General features: G+C 61.2%; 16 protein-coding genes. 7 read left to right on the top strand and 9 right to left on the bottom strand.

What is annotated here, in order from left to right; genetic code table 11:
* Positions 1-4 precede the first annotated feature (4 nt).
* Positions 5-379, bottom strand: coding sequence for a DUF2069 domain-containing protein (locus tag AB7E19_RS11140; protein WP_322131080.1), 375 nt, complete (start codon positions 377-379; stop codon positions 5-7).
* The gene (gene arsC / locus AB7E19_RS11135; RefSeq protein WP_010674260.1) at positions 376-726 is read right to left on the bottom strand and encodes an arsenate reductase (glutaredoxin); all 351 of its coding nucleotides are present in this window, start codon (positions 724-726) and stop codon (positions 376-378) included. Before arsC ends, AB7E19_RS11140 begins: the two co-directional genes overlap by 4 nt.
* Before the next feature lie 60 nt (positions 727-786).
* Here arsC and AB7E19_RS11130 point away from each other — a divergent pair, with 60 nt between their 5' ends.
* The gene (locus AB7E19_RS11130) at positions 787-1,266 is read left to right on the top strand and encodes a TlpA family protein disulfide reductase (RefSeq protein WP_223955563.1); all 480 of its coding nucleotides are present in this window, start codon (positions 787-789) and stop codon (positions 1,264-1,266) included.
* Positions 1,267-1,399: 133 nt separating this feature from the next.
* On the opposite strand, the gene AB7E19_RS11125 is transcribed toward AB7E19_RS11130, so the two are convergent.
* Positions 1,400-2,854, bottom strand: coding sequence for a beta-barrel assembly-enhancing protease (locus AB7E19_RS11125; RefSeq protein WP_223918331.1), 1,455 nt, complete (start codon positions 2,852-2,854; stop codon positions 1,400-1,402).
* A gap of 127 nt (positions 2,855-2,981) precedes the next feature.
* On the opposite strand from AB7E19_RS11125, the gene AB7E19_RS11120 reads away from it, so the two are divergent.
* The 3 genes from AB7E19_RS11120 (at position 2,982) to AB7E19_RS11110 (ending at position 5,328) form a co-directional block, all read left to right on the top strand.
* On the top strand, positions 2,982-3,251 hold the full coding sequence (locus AB7E19_RS11120) for a sulfurtransferase TusA family protein (protein ID WP_316286602.1): 270 nt from the start codon (positions 2,982-2,984) through the stop codon (positions 3,249-3,251).
* Between the two features lie 22 nt (positions 3,252-3,273).
* Positions 3,274-4,344 (top strand): AI-2E family transporter, encoded by a 1,071-nt coding sequence (locus AB7E19_RS11115; RefSeq protein WP_319896730.1) that lies wholly within the window; start codon positions 3,274-3,276, stop codon positions 4,342-4,344.
* A 174-nt stretch (positions 4,345-4,518) separates the two neighbouring features.
* Entirely contained in the window at positions 4,519-5,328 is an 810-nt protein-coding gene (locus AB7E19_RS11110) for a MipA/OmpV family protein (protein WP_043155304.1), read from the top strand.
* A gap of 66 nt (positions 5,329-5,394) precedes the next feature.
* Here AB7E19_RS11110 and AB7E19_RS11105 read toward each other — a convergent pair whose 3' ends face one another.
* Positions 5,395-6,201, bottom strand: coding sequence for an alpha/beta fold hydrolase (locus AB7E19_RS11105; protein WP_427935271.1), 807 nt, complete (start codon positions 6,199-6,201; stop codon positions 5,395-5,397).
* A gap of 156 nt (positions 6,202-6,357) precedes the next feature.
* Here AB7E19_RS11105 and ppk2 point away from each other — a divergent pair, with 156 nt between their 5' ends.
* A complete protein-coding gene (ppk2, locus tag AB7E19_RS11100; protein ID WP_010674253.1) occupies positions 6,358-7,188 on the top strand; it encodes a polyphosphate kinase 2 in 831 nt (276 codons plus the stop codon).
* Between the two features lie 128 nt (positions 7,189-7,316).
* Here the strand turns inward: ppk2 and AB7E19_RS11095 are convergent, their stop codons facing one another.
* The 5 genes from AB7E19_RS11095 to yejK form a co-directional block, all read right to left on the bottom strand.
* Positions 7,317-8,453 (bottom strand): ABC transporter ATP-binding protein, encoded by a 1,137-nt coding sequence (locus AB7E19_RS11095; protein ID WP_010674252.1) that lies wholly within the window; start codon positions 8,451-8,453, stop codon positions 7,317-7,319.
* 70 nt (positions 8,454-8,523) lie between these two features.
* Positions 8,524-9,414, bottom strand: coding sequence for a maltose ABC transporter permease MalG (gene malG, locus AB7E19_RS11090; protein WP_010674251.1), 891 nt, complete (start codon positions 9,412-9,414; stop codon positions 8,524-8,526).
* A 12-nt stretch (positions 9,415-9,426) separates the two neighbouring features.
* A complete protein-coding gene (malF, locus tag AB7E19_RS11085; RefSeq protein WP_041215465.1) occupies positions 9,427-11,082 on the bottom strand; it encodes a maltose ABC transporter permease MalF in 1,656 nt (551 codons plus the stop codon).
* Positions 11,083-11,155: 73 nt separating this feature from the next.
* Positions 11,156-12,337, bottom strand: coding sequence for a maltose/maltodextrin ABC transporter substrate-binding protein MalE (gene malE / locus AB7E19_RS11080; RefSeq protein ID WP_010674249.1), 1,182 nt, complete (start codon positions 12,335-12,337; stop codon positions 11,156-11,158).
* A 395-nt stretch (positions 12,338-12,732) separates the two neighbouring features.
* Positions 12,733-13,782 carry a nucleoid-associated protein YejK gene (gene yejK, locus AB7E19_RS11075; RefSeq protein WP_039038628.1) on the bottom strand — a complete coding sequence of 350 codons (1,050 nt, stop codon included), beginning with the start codon at positions 13,780-13,782 and terminating at the stop codon, positions 12,733-12,735.
* Positions 13,783-13,855: 73 nt separating this feature from the next.
* Between yejK and AB7E19_RS11070 the strand changes: the two genes are divergently transcribed.
* On the top strand, positions 13,856-14,083 hold the full coding sequence (locus AB7E19_RS11070) for a YejL family protein (protein WP_039038627.1): 228 nt from the start codon (positions 13,856-13,858) through the stop codon (positions 14,081-14,083).
* Positions 14,084-14,126: 43 nt separating this feature from the next.
* Positions 14,127-15,974, top strand: coding sequence for a DUF3413 domain-containing protein (locus tag AB7E19_RS11065; protein ID WP_113725339.1), 1,848 nt, complete (start codon positions 14,127-14,129; stop codon positions 15,972-15,974).
* The last annotated feature ends 19 nt before the right edge of the window (positions 15,975-15,993 follow it).

The following is a 15,993-nucleotide window of genomic DNA, read 5'->3' as shown; positions in this document are numbered from 1 at the left end:
GGGCTCAGCCTTCCTTCTTGCGGATACTCAGCCCCAGCTCGCGGCCGCGCAGGCGGGCATAATAGATGGTGCCCACAAACGCCAGGGTGGTGAGCACCAGCTCCACCACCGCCAGCCACCGCTCCCCCTCATCCGTGGTGATCAGGGTAAGGGCGTGCAGGAAGTAGGGCATCAGCACGAAATTGCCCCAGGCGTGGGTGTAGGGATTGCCCTGCACTATGCCCTTGAGGGGGAAGAGCAGCGGCACCGTCCAGATCACCGGCAACAGCCAGGGGGCGAGATCCGGGTGGGGCGAGAGCCAGAGGTGCCAGAGCTGCACCCAGGCCAGCAGGCCGAAAAAACCGGCCAGGGTCAGCAGGCGAGCGAAGCGGGTGCTCACTTGAGGATCTCCAGCACCTGCTCGGGCGGACGACCGATGCGGGCCTGCCCGTTCTTGATGACAATGGGGCGCTCGATGAGCTTGGGGTGCTGGTGCATGGCACGAATGAGGTCATCGCCGCTCACCTCGCCGAGCCCCAGCTCCTTGTAGAGATCTTCCTTGGTGCGCATCAGCTGTCGGGGATCCGTGAAGCCAAGCTGACTCAGGAGGGTGCGGATCTGTGCCTCGCTCGGGGCCTGCTCCAGATAGAGCACCACCTCGGGGGCGACCCCGTGCTGTTCCAGCAAGGCCAGGGTTTCACGGCTCTTGGAGCAGCGCGGATTGTGGTAGATTTGGGTCTCGCTCATGATAACTCCCTGATTAATCGCAAGATGGGACAAGAAATGGCGCTATTGTAGGGGAAACGGATGGTCAGGGTAAGCAGGAAGGCTATGGAAATGAAACGGATCTGTTGGCTGATTGTGGCAACCCTGCTGGGGGCCTGCAGCCCGGCACCCGACTTCACCGACGGCGCGGGAAAGAAGGTCAGTCTCGCGGATCTCGGTGGCAAGCCGCTGCTGGTCAACTACTTCGCCCCCTGGTGCGCCCCCTGCCTGCGGGAGATGCCCCTGCTGGCAACATTGCACCAGGAAGGTCAGATCCGGGTGATCGCCATCAACTATGACCCCGCCTCCCCCGCCGAACTGACCGAGCTGGCACGGCGCCACGCCATCAGGGTTCCCCTGATGATCCCGGATGACGACGCCCGCCTCCCGTTCCCAAGGCCCGGGGCGCTGCCCACCAGCTATCTGCTCGATGCCAGGGGCACGCTGCTGGAGACCCTGGTGGGAGAGCTGGACGAACAGAAGCTCGCCGAGATAAAACGCCGCGTGGCGAGCGCCCCATAGCAGAGCCATCCATCATTCTCATTTCTTCATCATCAAGATGCGTTGAAACCGATGAAAGGCCCTATTTTAGCCTGCAAAACAAGGCGGGGTGCCCCCAAAGGAGCACCCCGCCTGCCATCAACCCGCTCCGGACTCAGCCCTTGAGGCTGTCCAGATCCTTCTTGGCCCGCTCCAGCTGGGTGATGCGCGCCTCGATGCGGGCCAGGGTCAGCTTGTCGCTGGTGGTGCCCCGCGCCACGATCAGTTCGTCGATGGCCGCCTGATAGTCACCGCGCAGGGAAAGGGTCTCCGCCCGTGCCATGTGCAGGTCCGTCATCCTGCCCGCCTTGCGGTAGGCGTCCGACAGCAGGCTCCAGGCCAGGCTGTTCTCGTCGTGCTCCCGGGCATAAGGGTCCAGGATGGCGATGGACTTCTTGTAGTTGCCCCCCTCCAGATAGGCGTTGCCGAGGTTCACCACCACCACCTCGTTGTCCGGCATCCGGGTGCGGAAGCGCTCAAGTCTGGCGATGGCCTGGGCGCTGCGCCCCTTGGCGAGATCGATGTCGGTCAGGGCATCCACCACGAAGAGATCCTCCGGGTGACGGGTCGCCAGCTCCTGCATCAGGGTGTCGGCCTCGTCGGTGCGCTTGAGCTGCAACAGGGCCAGCGCCTTGCCATAGATGGCGGCATCCTTGAGGGGGTAATCCCCCTTCTGCAGGCGGCTGTCGAAGTAGGTGAGCAGCGCCTGGGGCGTCTCGGTGCCATAGCGCACCTGGATGCGCACCTTGGCCAGCCAGAAGTCCAGGCTCGGCGGCAGGGCGCGCGCGCCATAACTCCCGGCCCGGGCACGGGCTTCGCTGATCCGGGTCTCCGGCAGGGGGTGAGTCAGCAGCATCTCCGGCGGCTTGCTGGCGTAGCGGTACTCCGCCGCCAGCTTCTGGAAGAAGTTGGCCATGCCCATGGGATCGAACCCGGCGTCATACAGCGTCTTCATGCCGATACGATCCGCCTCGTATTCGTTGTCCCGGGTGTAGTTGATGGCCGACTGCATCGACAAGCCAAGCGTGGTCTGCAAGGCCGCGATGCCGGCGGTGGGGTTGATCACCGCGAGTGCAATGGAACCCACCAGGCCGGCCAGGGTCATGGCGGAGCTGCTCGCCTGTGCCTCCATGTAACGGGCGATGTGACGCTGGGTCACGTGGGTGATTTCGTGGGCCAGTACCGAGGCCAGCTCGCTCTCGCTCTCGGCGTAGAGGAAGAGGCCGGTGTGCACCTTGACCCGGCCACCGAGGAAGGCCGCCGCGTTGATGCTGGGATCGTTGATGAGGAAGAAGGTGAACGGGAAGCGCACCCCGTCGGCATTGGTCAGCAGCCGCTGGCCCAGATCGTCGATGTATTCGTTCAGCACGGGGTCATCGATGATGGGCAGGCCCGCCCGGGCAAAACGCATGAAGGCGTTGCCGTAGCGCACCTCCTGCTCGATGGGCAGTGCGGCGACCCCGGCGGTACCGATGTCGGGCAACTGGTTGCTCCCCTGGGCGTGGAAGGTCGCCCCCATCAGGGTGACCAACAGGGGAAGCGATGCTATCAGGGGGGAAAAACGTGCCACGTTATCTCTATCTCCAATCAGACCCCAGCGGGCATCGGCAGAATACCCTTGCCATTCAAGGCCCACAAGCGTTGTTTCATCCTCTCATCACGGCCATAATGACCGCCACGCACGCGATGGAGTTCTCATGGAACAGCTCGACCTGACCCCCTGGCGTTGTCCCGAGCCCCTCATCCGGCTCAAGCTCTGGTTGCGCCAGGCCCGGCCCGGTCAATCCGTGTGCATCCAGCTCGGGGATGCTGGCTCCCGGCAGGACATTCCCGCCTATCTGCGCCGTCAGGGTCACCATGTCCAGACCCGGGAAGAGTCAGCTGCCCGCCTCTCCCTGCTGCTCGTCGTTGCCTGTCCCCTCCGGGACGCCCTGCTCGCCCCCGAGCCCATGCCACCCACCCCGTGAGCCGCCATTCAAGGAAGCCTCGATGTTAGATGTATTGAAGCGCTGGTATCAGACCCGTTTTTCCGACCCCGATGCCGTCACCCTCTTCCTGCTGCTGGTCTTCTGCTTTGCCGTGCTCTGGCTGTTTGGGGATCTGCTGGCACCGCTGCTGGTGGCCCTGGTGATGGCCTATCTGCTGGAGTGGCCGGTGAGTCGCCTGCAACGGGGCGGCCTCTCCCGCACCCTGGCCACCAGCCTGGTCCTGCTGCTGTTCATCACGGTGACGACCCTGATGCTGCTGGGCCTCATCCCGACGCTGGTGAGCCAGGGGGTCAACCTGGCCAAGGAGGCGCCCGCCATGCTGGCCCATGCCCAGGACTATGTGCGCACCCTGCCGGAAAAATACCCCGAGATCATCGACGTCAGCCTGGTGGAGACCATCATCGACAACATTCGCCAGCGCATCCTGACCGGCGGCGAACAACTGGTGAGCGCCTCTTTGAGTTCCCTCATCAACGTGGTGGCCATCCTCATCTACGCCATCCTGGTGCCCCTGATGGTCTTCTTCATGCTCAAGGACAAACAGGTGCTGATGGGAGGCCTGCGCCGCTTCCTGCCCCGCAACCGCACCCTGGTGAACCGGGTCTGGGTGGAGATGAACGACCAGATCATCAACTACATCCGCGGCAAGGTGATCGAGATCGTCATCGTCGGCATCGCCACCTATGTGCCCTTCGCCCTGATGGGATTGCGCTACTCCGCCCTGCTGGCGGTCGCGGTGGGCTTCTCCGTGCTCATCCCCTATATCGGCGCCGCCGCGGTGACCGTGCCGGTGGCCATGGTGGCCCTGTTCCAGTGGGGGCTGACCCCCGACTTCGCCTGGCTGATGGTGGCCTATTTCGTGATCCAGGCCCTCGACGGCAACCTGCTGGTCCCCCTGCTCTTCTCCGAGGCGGTCAACCTGCACCCGGTGGCCATCATCATCGCCGTGCTGGTGTTTGGCGGTCTGTGGGGCTTTTGGGGCGTCTTCTTCGCCATTCCCCTCGCCACCTTGGTCAAAGCGGTGCTCAACGCCTGGCCCAAGCGGGAAGATCTCCCCCGCCCCACCCCCTGACCCTGGCAAGGGGCGAGGCCGGGTCTCGCCCCTTCCAGATACCGGCCACCAGCAGCACCTGCGTGACGCTGGCTCATGCTTGCCTTGTCGGGTTTAATTGAAAACCGACTTCCGTCTGACTTGCTACGCCGGTCTGATTCGTTCCCACTGCCCACCCACCGACAAGGATCTGTCATGTCCCCAGTCCCTGCCCTGCGCCATGCCTCTCTGGGTGCCTTTCTGGCACTGCTGTTCTGTTCTCCCGTCCGGGCAGACCTCGATATCGGGGCCCTCAGCGCCTTCTCCAGCGACAGCCCTGACAGCCCCATTCCCAAGGGGCTGGTGCTGGGCGGGGCCGTCATCGGCGGTCAGGCCCGTTACCAGCACCAGGACGACACCCTGATGCCCATCCCGGGGGCCCTCTATTTTGGTGACAACCTGATGTATCTGGGGGATCGGGCCCGCTACTACCTGAGCCGGGATGGCAACCTCTCGACCTATGCCTTCGGCCGGATGCGCTTTGGCAACCTGGACCCGGACGACGATCCCTTCCTCCATGGCATGGAGAAGCGCAAGGGGCAGTTCGAGGCCGGCGTTGGGGCCGATCTCATCACTCCCTACGCCCTCTGGAGCGTGCGGGCCACCACGGATGTGACCGGCACCAGCAACGGTCAGGAGCTGATGCTGTGGGCCAACTTCCCCATCATCCGCGGCCCCCTGCTGCTGATGCCGGGAGCCGGCGTCATGCTGCGCAGCCACAACCTCGCCAACTACTACTTCGGCGGTGTCTCGCAAGACGAAGCGAGGGCGGACAGGCCAGCGTGGAACACGGGCACCACCCTCTCCCCCATGGTCTCCCTCATCGGCAGCTATCGCTTCAGCGCCAACTGGATTGGCGGCTTTGGCATCAACTACGAACGCTACGACGACGACATCGCGGACAGCCCCATCGTCCAGCATCAGGGAGAACTCTATGCAGGCTTCGGGGTGGGCTACATCTGGTAGCCCCATCCGGACTGGGCAACAAAAAAGGAGCCCATGGCTCCTTTTTTACGGCTATCCGGCGCAGCGTCACCCTGCCACTTCGGCGAGAAATTCGGCGAGCGCCCGGTTGATAAACGCGGGGTTCTCCAGGGTCGAGATGTGACCGGCCCCCGGGATCTCCCTGAACGGGCACCCCAGCACCTCGGCCATCAGATACCCCTCCAGCACAGGGCGAGCCTTGTCCTCGCAACCCGTCATCACCAGTGCGGGCAGCCTCATCTCTTCGAGCCAGTCGATGCGATCCTCCCGGGTCACGAAGCTGCGCCCCGCCGCCACCAGGCTCGCCACCTTGTCGGCGGGCCATTGGGCCAGCCGGGCCTTGAAACCGGCCATCAGGGCCGCATCCGGTTGATGGGCGAAGAAGAGCGGCGCCACCTGATCGGCGATGGGCGCAGGCACGGCGCCGACCTGTTCGATCATCGCCAGCATGCCGAGATAGCGCTCGCAGGTGATCTGGGGTTCAAGGCCGACGAAGCTGTCCATCAGCACCAGTCCCTTGAGGCGAGCAGGCGCCATGCGCGCCAGCTCCACGCCCCACATGCCACCGATGGAGAGCCCCACCAGCACGCACTCGTCGATGCCAAGGGCATCGAGCAGCGCCAGGTGATCCCGGGCCAGGGTCGCCAGGGTGCAGGGCCCTTCGGGCAGCACATCGGAATCCCCGTGACCCCAGAGCTCGGGCACGATACAGCGATACTGCCCCTTGAGGGCCTCGATTTGCGGTGCCCACATGGCACTGTCCCACAGGTAGCTGTGCCCAAAGAGCAGTGCCGGACCCTGCCCCTCGTCCAGATAGGCCATGCGGCGGCCCGCTATCTCCATAAACTGCTTCATGTTTTCTCCTGTTGCCAGCGGCGATGAAACTGGCTTTCCTGTTTTTCTGTTGCCAACGGCTGATGAGGCGGCAGTGTAACACGCCACCCTTGGCAGGGGTGCCCGCCTGGTGCAAGCTGGAGAGACTCACAACGAGGAGTCACCAAGGAGAGGATGATGGCCAAGGAAAAGAGCAAGAAACGCCCCCGTCTGGACAAGAAGACCTACGAACATCACCTCGCCCACCTGCAGGAGGAGCTGGTCAAGTTGCAGGAGTGGGTCAAGCAGGAGGGGCTCAAAGTGGTGGTGCTGTTCGAGGGGCGCGACGCCGCGGGCAAGGGGGGCGTCATCAAGGCGATCACCGAGCCCCTCAACCCCCGGGTCTGCCGGGTCACCGCCCTGCCCGCCCCCTCGGATCGGGAGCGCACCCAGTGGTACTTCCAGCGCTACGTGGCGCACCTGCCCTCGGCGGGCGAGATGGTGCTGTTTGACCGCTCCTGGTACAACCGGGCCGGGGTCGAACGGGTGATGGGCTTTTGCAGCGACGACGAGTATCGCGAATTCCTGCGCGCCTGCCCCGAATTCGAGCGGATGTTGATCCGCTCCGGCATCACCCTCATCAAATACTGGTTCTCGGTCAGCGACGAAGAACAGGAGAAACGCTTCAAGGAGCGCATCAACACTCCCATCAAGCGCTGGAAATTCAGCCCCATGGATCTGCAATCCCGCTCACGCTGGGTGGAATACTCCCGCGCCAAGGATGACATGTTCACCTACACGGATACCGAGGATTGCCCCTGGTTCGTGGTGGACGCCGACGACAAGCGCCGCGCCCGCCTCAACTGCATCTCCCACCTCCTTGGCAAGGTGCCCTACGAGGCGATCCACTACGAGCCCATCACCCTGCCCCCCATCAAGACCGAAGGGTATGAGCGCCCACCGCTCACCAGCCAGCACTTCGTGCCGGACGTCACCGCCGCCCTCGAGTCAGACAAGCACGGACAGTGACGGGACCCCGGCCAGCCGCCCCCGCTGGCCGGAACCCGGGCTTCGGATGACGGGCAATAAAAAGCCGGTCTTGCGACCGGCAAAAGGCATTGAACGTATAGAAAGGAAAACCTGGCACTCTCGCCCTCTCAGGCGCGGATATATTTGGCCGTGCGCGGGAACGCCTGTTCTTTGGCATCGAACAGGTAGCAGGCTTCGGCCGGGATGCCGACGCTGTACTCCTGGCCGGTGGCCACGTCGATGTCGGAGCTCGCCTTGACGGTGAAGTCGTGACCATCCACGTCCATGTAGACGAAGGATTCTGCCCCCAGGTGTTCGGCTACCTGCACCACGCCGCTCACGCGGCTGTCGGCATGGGCATGACCCAGCGGCACCAGGTGCTCGGGGCGAATGCCCAGCTCCACCTTGTCACCCACCGCGCCGCGACGGGCATCCACCCGGGCACGCACGGTATCGCCGGAGGTGAGCTTGACCACGCACTCCTGCTCGCCGATCTCCACCAGCTCGCCCGCCAGGAAGTTCATCTTGGGGGAGCCGATGAAGCCCGCCACGAACTTGTTGTCCGGGTTGTGGTAGAGCTCGAGGGGGGTGCCGAACTGCTCCAGGTTGGTGGCCGCCTCGCCCTTGAGCGGGCTCAGCACCACGATGCGGTTGGCCAGCGTCATGGCCTCCACCTGGTCGTGGGTCACGTAGATGATGGTGGAGTTGAGCTCCTTGTGCAGCTTGGCGATCTCGATGCGCATCTTGACCCGCAGGGCGGCGTCGAGGTTCGACAGCGGTTCGTCAAACAGGAACACCTGCGGCTGCTGCACGATGGAGCGGCCGATGGCCACCCGCTGACGCTGACCGCCAGAAAGGGCCTTGGGCTTGCGGTCCAGCAAAGGCTCGAGACCCAGGATCTCGGCGGCGCGCATCACCCGCTTGTGGATGTTCTCCTTGTCCATCTTCTTGAGCTTGAGGCCAAAAGCCATGTTCTCGTAGATGTTCATGTGCGGGTAGAGGGCGTAGGACTGGAACACCATACCGACGTTGCGCTCCACCGGCGGCACGTCATTCATGTAGCGCCCGCCGATGGTCAGCTCGCCGCTGGTGATGTCTTCCAGACCCGCGATCATCCGCAGCAAGGTGGACTTGCCGCAGCCGGAAGGGCCGACGAAGACGATGAACTCCCCTTCCTTGATATCGAGGTTGATGCTGCGCAGGGTGTCCTTGTGGACAGCCGGGTCGTAATTTTTGCGAACGTTGTTGAGTACTACTTCAGCCATGTCGAGCTCCGCTCTTGAATCTTTGCAAATCGTGATGACGGGGGGAGCCAGCTCCCCCGGCCATGAACCGTTAACCTTTCACGCCGCCTGCGGTCAGACCGCCCACCAGCCAGCGCTGGGCGAGCAGGAAGACGACCGTGATGGGGAAGCCTGACAGCACGGCGGCTGCGGCGAAGTCACCCCACAGGTAGTTCTGCGGATAGAGGTACTGCTGGGCTCCGACCGCCAGGGTCAGATTGTTCACATCCTGCAACAGGATGGAGGCCATGGGCACCTCGGTGATGGAGCCGATGAAGGCCAGGATGAACACCACCGCCAGAATGGGCACCGACAGGGGCAACAGGATCAGGCGGAACGCCTGCCACGGAGTAGCGCCATCGATGGCCGCCGCCTCCTCCAGGGAGGAGTCGATGGTCTCGAAGTAGCCCTTGATGGTCCAGACGTGCAGGGCGATGCCCCCCATGTAGGCCAGGATCAGGCCGCCGTGGGTGTTGAGACCCAGCCAGGGGATGTAGTCACCGATCTTGTTGAAGAGCGCGTAGATGGCCACCAGTGCCAGCACCGCCGGGAACATCTGGAAGATCAGCATGCCCTGCAGGATGGTGGACTTGCCACGGAACCGCAGACGGGCGAAGGCGTAGGCACAGGTGGTGGAGAGCACCACGATCATCAGGGCGGTGATGCCCGCCACCTTGATGGAGTTCCACAACCAGGTCAGCACCGGGAACGGCGGCGGCGTGATGCTGCCGTCGGCGTTGGTGATGGACATGCCGAGCGCCAGCTTCCAGTGATCCAGGGTCGGATTGGTGGGGATGATCTCCCCCACCGAGAAGTTGCCGTTACGGAACGAGATGGCGATGACCATGATCAGCGGGAAGATGATCAGTGCCAGGAAGCCCCACATCACCAGGTGGGTTGCCCACACCCGGTATTTGACTGATTTGGGTTGTACGATTGCCATGTTGAAGCCTCCTTACAGTTGCTTGTCGGCTTTGGACAATTTCAGGTTGAGCAAGGCCAGCGCACCCACGATGAGGAAGATGGCGGTGGCGATGGCACTGGCCAGACCGTAGTCCTGACCACCCGAGCCCTGGAACGCGATCCGGTAGGTGTAGCTCACCAGCAAGTCGGTGGTCCCGGCCGGCGTGGTGGCCCCGATGATGTCCGGCGCCCCGTTCGTCAACAACTGGATAAGTACGAAGTTGTTGAAGTTGAAGGCAAAGGATGCAATCAACAGCGGTGTCAGCGGCTTCATCAAGAGCGGTACGGTGATCTTGAAGAAGTTCTGTACCGGCCCCGCCCCGTCCATGGCAGACGCCTCGTAGAGATCTTCCGGAATCGCCTTGAGCAGGCCCATGCAGAGGATCATCATGTAGGGGTAACCGAGCCAGGTGTTGACGATGAGGATCATCACCTTGGCCAGGAAGGGATTGGTGTACCAGTCCGGCTTGATGCCGAAGGCCGCTTCCAGGAACAGGTTGATTTCACCGAAGTTCTGGTTGAACAAGCCCTTGAACACCAGGATGGAGATGAACGCCGGTATCGCATAGGGCAGGATCAGCATGACCCGGTAGAAACCACGCCCCCTGAGCTGCTCCCACTGCACCAGACACGCCAGCACCATGCCGATCGCCAGGGTGAACGCCACCGAACAGGCGGAGAAGATCACGGTCCAGACGAAGATCTGCATGAAGGGACTCTGGATACCCGGGTCCGTCATGATGCGCATGAAGTTTTTCCAACCCACGCTCACCACGAAACCGGGGGCAACGCCCTTGCCGACGAAGTGACCTTCCGCATCGATGTACTGGTAGAAGCCGGTGTCACCGTTGGGCAGCATCAGCTCGCCGCTCTGGTTGTCACGCAGCAGGTTGCTGTCCTTGATCATGACGCCGGACTTGAGCACGGCGCCGTCGACCAGCTGGGTATAGAGCTGTTTCTGGGCGGCGAACTTGCGCAGGCTGCTCAGGGTCAGATGGATATTGCCTTCCGGCAGTACCACATCCAGGGCGCTCAGGTGGGTGCGGTGATCAACGATGGCACGAATGGGTGCCGCCTCGCCGACCGTGGCCCCGTCCAGAGGCTGCAACTGAACAACCTGGGGCTCGTCACGGACCCGTCCTTCACGGACGGCCAGGGTACGCGCCTTGTTGTTCAGCAAGGTAAGGGGTTGACTGATAAAGGATTGGTCGTCCTGTTTCAGCAGCAGCTGAAACTGATTGTTCTCACCACCCAGGAGGGTGAAATCGAATTCACCGCCGGTCACCTTGTAGGTTTTTTTCAGATGGTAATCCCGAGCCTGCTCAAGGGAGAGCAAGTTGGATCCCGAATAGTTGGTGAAGGCGATGCCGATCGTGTAGGCAAGAGGGAAGATGATAAAAACAACCATGCCTGCCACACCGGGGAAAATATAACGGTGGGCATAGGTCTTCTTGTTCATGAAGACATAGAGACCGACGGATACGACCACCAGATCGAGCAGGGCAAATACCCACTCGCCGCTGGCATACATCATCACGGCCGCATAACCATTAAGCACTGCGATCAGTGCCGCCATGGTCCATTTCAGCCAGACGTACTTGTCTTTCTTCGGACCGGCATAGGATTCGATAGAAGGTACTACTTCCATGCCAATTAACCTTTATTGCGCCAAGAGAGATTGAGAGAGTGGGAGGCCCGAAGGCCTCCCGGGTAGTGCATGCTTACTGGACGATACGCTTGGCAGCGGTATCCAGGGCTTCGTCAACACCCTGACGGCCAGAGGTGACGTTCTTGAGGGCGGTTTCGAAGGAGGACCAGAAACGGCTCATCTCGGGCACGGACGGCATCGGTTCGCCGTTCTGGGCGTTCAGCATGGTGGCCTTGATGTTGGGGTCGGCTTCCAGGGTCTTCTGGAAGGACTTCAGGGCCACGGCACCCAGCGGCTTGTCGGCGTTCATCGGCGCCAGACCGGCATCGGTCAGCAGGTAGTTCTCGAGGAACTCGATGGCCAGATCCTTGTTCGGGCTGGCGGCGTTGATGGTGGCACCCAGTACGCCAACGAAGGCCTTGGCCGGCTTGCCTTTCAGGGTCGGCAGCTGGGCTACGCCATACTTGATGCCGCTCTTGTCCAGGTTGCTCCAGGCCCAGGGGCCGTTGATCATCATGGCTACTTCGCCCTTGTTGAACTTGGCGTCCATCACACCGTAGTCGATGCCCTTCTCCAGGTGACCGGATTTGATCATCTCGGAGATGTAGCCGACGCCAGCCTTGGCACCTGCGTTGTTCACGCCGGTGTCTTTGACGTCATAGCCGGTGGCGGTCTTCTTGAAGGCATAACCACCGTTGGCAGCCACCAGGGGGTAGCTGAAGTAGGGGGTGTCATAGGCCCACATGATGGCGCGCTTGCCATTTTTCTTCAGGTCTTCGTCGATCTTGGCGATCTCTTCGAAAGTCTTCGGCGGGTTGGGCAACAGATCCTTGTTGTAAATCAGGCTGACTGCTTCTACCGCGACCGGGTAGCCATAGGTCTTGCCATCGACGGTCATGGCATCCCAGGCGAATTGCTCGAACTTGGCCTTGGTGGCGGCATTCGGGGTCACGGGAACCAGCAGACCGGACTTGACCCACTCACCGTAACGGTCGTGAGCCCAGAAGAAGATGTCCGGGCCGTTGCCGGTGGCGGCGGCTTGCTGGAATTTGACTTCAACCTGATCCGGGTGGGCGACGGTGACCTTGATGCCGGTTTCGGCTTCAAACTTCTTGCCGACTTCGGCCAGGCCGTTGTAGCCCTTGTCACCGTTGATCCAGATGGTCAGCTGACCTTCATCAATGGCAGCAGTGGCAGAGCAGGCCACGCCCAGGGTAGCCAGACCGATCAGGGATGACAGCAATTTCTTTTTCATGAGCCTTTCCTTGTATTAGTTCCGCGCTGTAAGAGCATTGTGTGCAGATGAATATTATCCCAAGCAGTCAATGCCTCACATGACACGCCTCGCATTTTTGAAATGCAATTACGTATTTTCTTCCAGAAAGTTATGAAAACATTTTCTTATTTCAGCGACTTAGGAAGGGATATCCCCATATTTTTGCCAAGATATGGAAATTAAATTACAGAAAGGAAATTAATTTACGCCATTGAAAGGGATTTCACCCCACTGAAAACCCTTTCACTCCCGATATTTTGTTCAATGTGTTAACAAAAGTACTGAGGTGGTTTCCATCTACATCACCCCCTTAAATAAAAAGGCACCGGAGCGGACTCCGGTGCCTTTTTGCAAGAAATGACGGCTGGATCACATTACGACTGGCGCAGCAATTGATCCTTGAGATTGGGCGGGACTCCCCTGATGGTCAGGGTGTCGGTCTGGGGATCGTAAAAGACCCGGCTGTTGAGCAACTTCTGCTCGAAGCTCAGGGTCAGGCCGCCACCGGAGCCCACAAACTTGGTCAAGCCCCGCAGGGTGGAGCGGTCCGCCGGGAAGCGCTCCTCCAGCTCGTACTCCTGACCGATGAAGCTGTAAAAATCGAGGTCCCCATCACCGGGCAATTCCGCCGACAGCTCCTTGATCTCGATCTCCTCGCCGGCGCTGGCCTGCTCGGTGCAATATTTGAAGACCTGCTTCTTGTAGTCATTGCGCTCGGCCGGTTCGAGCTGGCGGCTGTCGCAGTAATCGTCCACCGCCTGCAGCAACCCCTTGTTCTGGATCTTGGCATCCATGCCCTCCCGGGCCCCCAGCAGATCCATGAAGAAATCCCCCAGCTTGCGACCGACCCGGCCCTTGCTGAAGGTGATATAACGACGCGAATCCCCCTGGGTTTTCCACTCGGTGAGATCGATGCGGGCCACCAGGTTCAATTTGCCGATATCCAGGTACTGAATGTGGCGCAGCTCCAGCGCCTCGCTCACGGTGACGCTCTCCTTGCCTTCCAGCAGGGCGATCATCAGGTAATCCACCCCCACATAGTTGTACTTGGCAATCAGCAACACCCCTTGCTCGTCCAGGGCATGCTCCACCAGCTGCTTGACCAGCATCTGGGTCAGGTTGACGGAAAAGGGGACGAACTCGGTCTGCTCCGCCAGCAACTGCTCCAGGGCGATGCGAAAGGCGGGGGAAGGCTGCTTGGGGGCGTCTTCCCCCTCCGCCAGCTCGGCGACGGCGGCCTCGGGATCGGCGAAGAAGCCAAAGCCCTTTCCCCCCTTGCCGTTGTAGATGCGATGCAGCTCCGCCATCAGCCCTTGTACCGCCTCGTCGGCAGGCAGGGTCTGGCTGCGGGTATCGGCGTGGGGCTGGCCATCGTTGCCCGCCCGCAGGGAGTGAAGAATGATCTTGTCGATATCGAGACTCATGTCACAAAGCCATAGTGTTAGCCGAAAGGGTGAAGTATTATAAGGCGCTTTGAACCGAGGTGAACCCAAGATTATGCCCATCGTATCAAAGTACAATAACGAGCAGTTTGACGCCCTGATGAATGACCTGATCACCGCCCTGGAGAAACACAAGGCACCGGTGGATCTCAGTCTGATGGTCCTTGGCAACCTGACCACCAACATCATCAACGGCATGGCCCCGGCCCAGCGCCAGGCGATCACCGAGAAGTTCATCCAGGCACTCACCGCCTCGGTGGGCCATCGCCACGATGCGCACTGAGTTTCTTCGCATTCTTTGATGTTTTTCAAGCAGATGGATCATTATGGTCGAAACCGGCAACCCCTATCGCGATAATGTCTCTCGCCTGATCACCTGGGGGCATTGGTTCTCCTTCTTCAACATCATCCTGGCCATGCTGATCTCGACCCGTTACCTGGGCGCCATCAGCTGGCCGTCGACCACGCTCGGCGTGACCTATCTCGTCATCAGCTGGATAGGTCATTTCTCGTTCCTGAGCTTCGTCACCTATCTGCTGACCATCTTCCCCTTGAGCTTCATCCTGCCCAGGGAGAAGCCGCTGCGCTTCATTTCATCCATTATCGCCACCCTGGCGCTGGTGCTGCTGCTTATCGACACCCAGGTGTTCCAGCTGTTCAAGTTCCACTTGAATGGCCAGGTGTGGCAACTGCTGCTGGATCAGGCACAGACCGAAGAGGGCTCTATCTGGAGCATCATCTTCGTGGCGGTGCCCGCCATCTTCCTGCTGCAACTGCTGCTGTCGGCCTATGTGTGGCGCAAGATCAACAAGCGCAAACGCCGCCAGTACGGCAATCAGGTGGGACTGGCCCTGCTGGTCTGCTTCATCCTGACCCATCTGGTCAACAGCTGGGCGGATGCGACCCTGTATCAACCCATCACCATGCAGCGGGCCAACTTCCCCCTCTCCTACCCCATGACCGCCAGGAGCTTCCTGGCCAAGCATGGCTGGCTCGACCTCGAGCAGTATGAGAAGAAGGCCGAAGATCAGGGAAGCGCTGAGCACCGTCTGCTCTATCCCTTGCGCCCCCTCAGCGTGAGCGCACCCAGCGATCACAAGAACCTGCTGGTGGTGGTGGTCGACTCCCTGCGAGCCGACATGCTCAACAACATCAACATGCCCAATCTGCAGCGCTACGCGGACAACCACTTCAATTTCCGCCAGCACATGAGTGGTGGCAATGATGAAGCCATGGGGATGTTCAGCCTCTTCTACGGGCTGCCCGGCCACTATTACGGGGACATCCGGGCCGACAAGCGCCCCCCTGTGCTGTTCGACGAGATGCTGCGTCAGGACTACCAGTTCGGCCTGTTCGGTGCACTGGAAGATGCCAAGCAGTATCGCCAGAGCCTGCTTGCGGGTCTGCGCAAGCAGGTCTTCGTCTCCCGCCAGACCGATGACCGCAGGCTCATCGACGACTGGCAGCAGTGGCTTGGCACGCGCACCGCGGACAGACCCTGGTTCTCTCTGGTCTATCTCTCTAGCCCGGGGGATTATCAGGTGCCCGCCAGCATCAAGGGCCCCTTCCAGCCCGAGTTGACCCGCTTCAACCCGGCCACTGCCTATCGGCCCGAGAACCTGCAGAAGCTGGAGAACCGCTACAAGAACGCGGTCTTCTATACCGATCAACTGCTGGAGCAGATGCTGACCCAACTGCAATTGCAGGGGCTTGATGATCAGACCATCGTCGTGGTCACCTCCAACCATGGCCAGGAGTTCAACGAGACCCAGAGCAACAGCTGGGGCTATGGCAGCAATTACTCGACCTATCAGGTACAGGTCCCTCTGGTGCTGGCCTGGCCTGGTGCCGAACCTGCGCCCCAGGCGCAGGCGAGCAGCCACCTGGATCTGGTACCGACCCTGATGAAGAACATGCTGGGTGTACGCAACCCCTATCGTGACTACAGCACGGGGCGCAACCTGTTCGAAGCCAGTACACGCGCCTGGCTGCTGGCGGGGGATCAGAATGACTTCGCCATCTATCAGGGCAACACCATCACCCAGTTCAACAAGCAGGGGGACTTCGAGCTGCTGGACCGCGACACCTATCGCCCCATCAAGCACGGCACCCCGGATATGGGCACCCTGATCCAGGTGATGAACGAGCTCAATCGCTTCTATCGCGCCCCCTGATCTGCGCCAGCCCACCTCC

It is taken from the genome of Aeromonas sp. (assembly GCF_050252055.1).
GTDB lineage: Bacteria > Pseudomonadota > Gammaproteobacteria > Enterobacterales > Aeromonadaceae > Aeromonas > Aeromonas caviae.
Note: the sequence above shows the minus strand (reverse complement) of the source record. Positions and strands in the feature narration are given on the sequence as shown.

What these genes read in the sequence shown, in the direction of transcription:
- malE (WP_010674249.1), bottom strand. Translation starts at nt 12,337, where the DNA reads ATGAAAAAGAAATTGCTGTCATCCCTGATCGGTCTGGCTACCCTGGGC.
- yejK (WP_039038628.1), bottom strand. Translation starts at nt 13,782, where the DNA reads ATGAGTCTCGATATCGACAAGATCATTCTTCACTCCCTGCGGGCGGGC.
- AB7E19_RS11115 (WP_319896730.1), top strand. Translation starts at nt 3,274, where the DNA reads ATGTTAGATGTATTGAAGCGCTGGTATCAGACCCGTTTTTCCGACCCC.
- malG (WP_010674251.1), bottom strand. Translation starts at nt 9,414, where the DNA reads ATGGCAATCGTACAACCCAAATCAGTCAAATACCGGGTGTGGGCAACC.
- AB7E19_RS11070 (WP_039038627.1), top strand. Translation starts at nt 13,856, where the DNA reads ATGCCCATCGTATCAAAGTACAATAACGAGCAGTTTGACGCCCTGATG.
- AB7E19_RS11130 (WP_223955563.1), top strand. Translation starts at nt 787, where the DNA reads ATGGTCAGGGTAAGCAGGAAGGCTATGGAAATGAAACGGATCTGTTGG.
- AB7E19_RS11105 (WP_427935271.1), bottom strand. Translation starts at nt 6,201, where the DNA reads ATGAAGCAGTTTATGGAGATAGCGGGCCGCCGCATGGCCTATCTGGAC.
- AB7E19_RS11110 (WP_043155304.1), top strand. Translation starts at nt 4,519, where the DNA reads ATGTCCCCAGTCCCTGCCCTGCGCCATGCCTCTCTGGGTGCCTTTCTG.
- ppk2 (WP_010674253.1), top strand. Translation starts at nt 6,358, where the DNA reads ATGGCCAAGGAAAAGAGCAAGAAACGCCCCCGTCTGGACAAGAAGACC.
- AB7E19_RS11095 (WP_010674252.1), bottom strand. Translation starts at nt 8,453, where the DNA reads ATGGCTGAAGTAGTACTCAACAACGTTCGCAAAAATTACGACCCGGCT.
- arsC (WP_010674260.1), bottom strand. Translation starts at nt 726, where the DNA reads ATGAGCGAGACCCAAATCTACCACAATCCGCGCTGCTCCAAGAGCCGT.
- AB7E19_RS11120 (WP_316286602.1), top strand. Translation starts at nt 2,982, where the DNA reads ATGGAACAGCTCGACCTGACCCCCTGGCGTTGTCCCGAGCCCCTCATC.
- AB7E19_RS11065 (WP_113725339.1), top strand. Translation starts at nt 14,127, where the DNA reads ATGGTCGAAACCGGCAACCCCTATCGCGATAATGTCTCTCGCCTGATC.
- malF (WP_041215465.1), bottom strand. Translation starts at nt 11,082, where the DNA reads ATGGAAGTAGTACCTTCTATCGAATCCTATGCCGGTCCGAAGAAAGAC.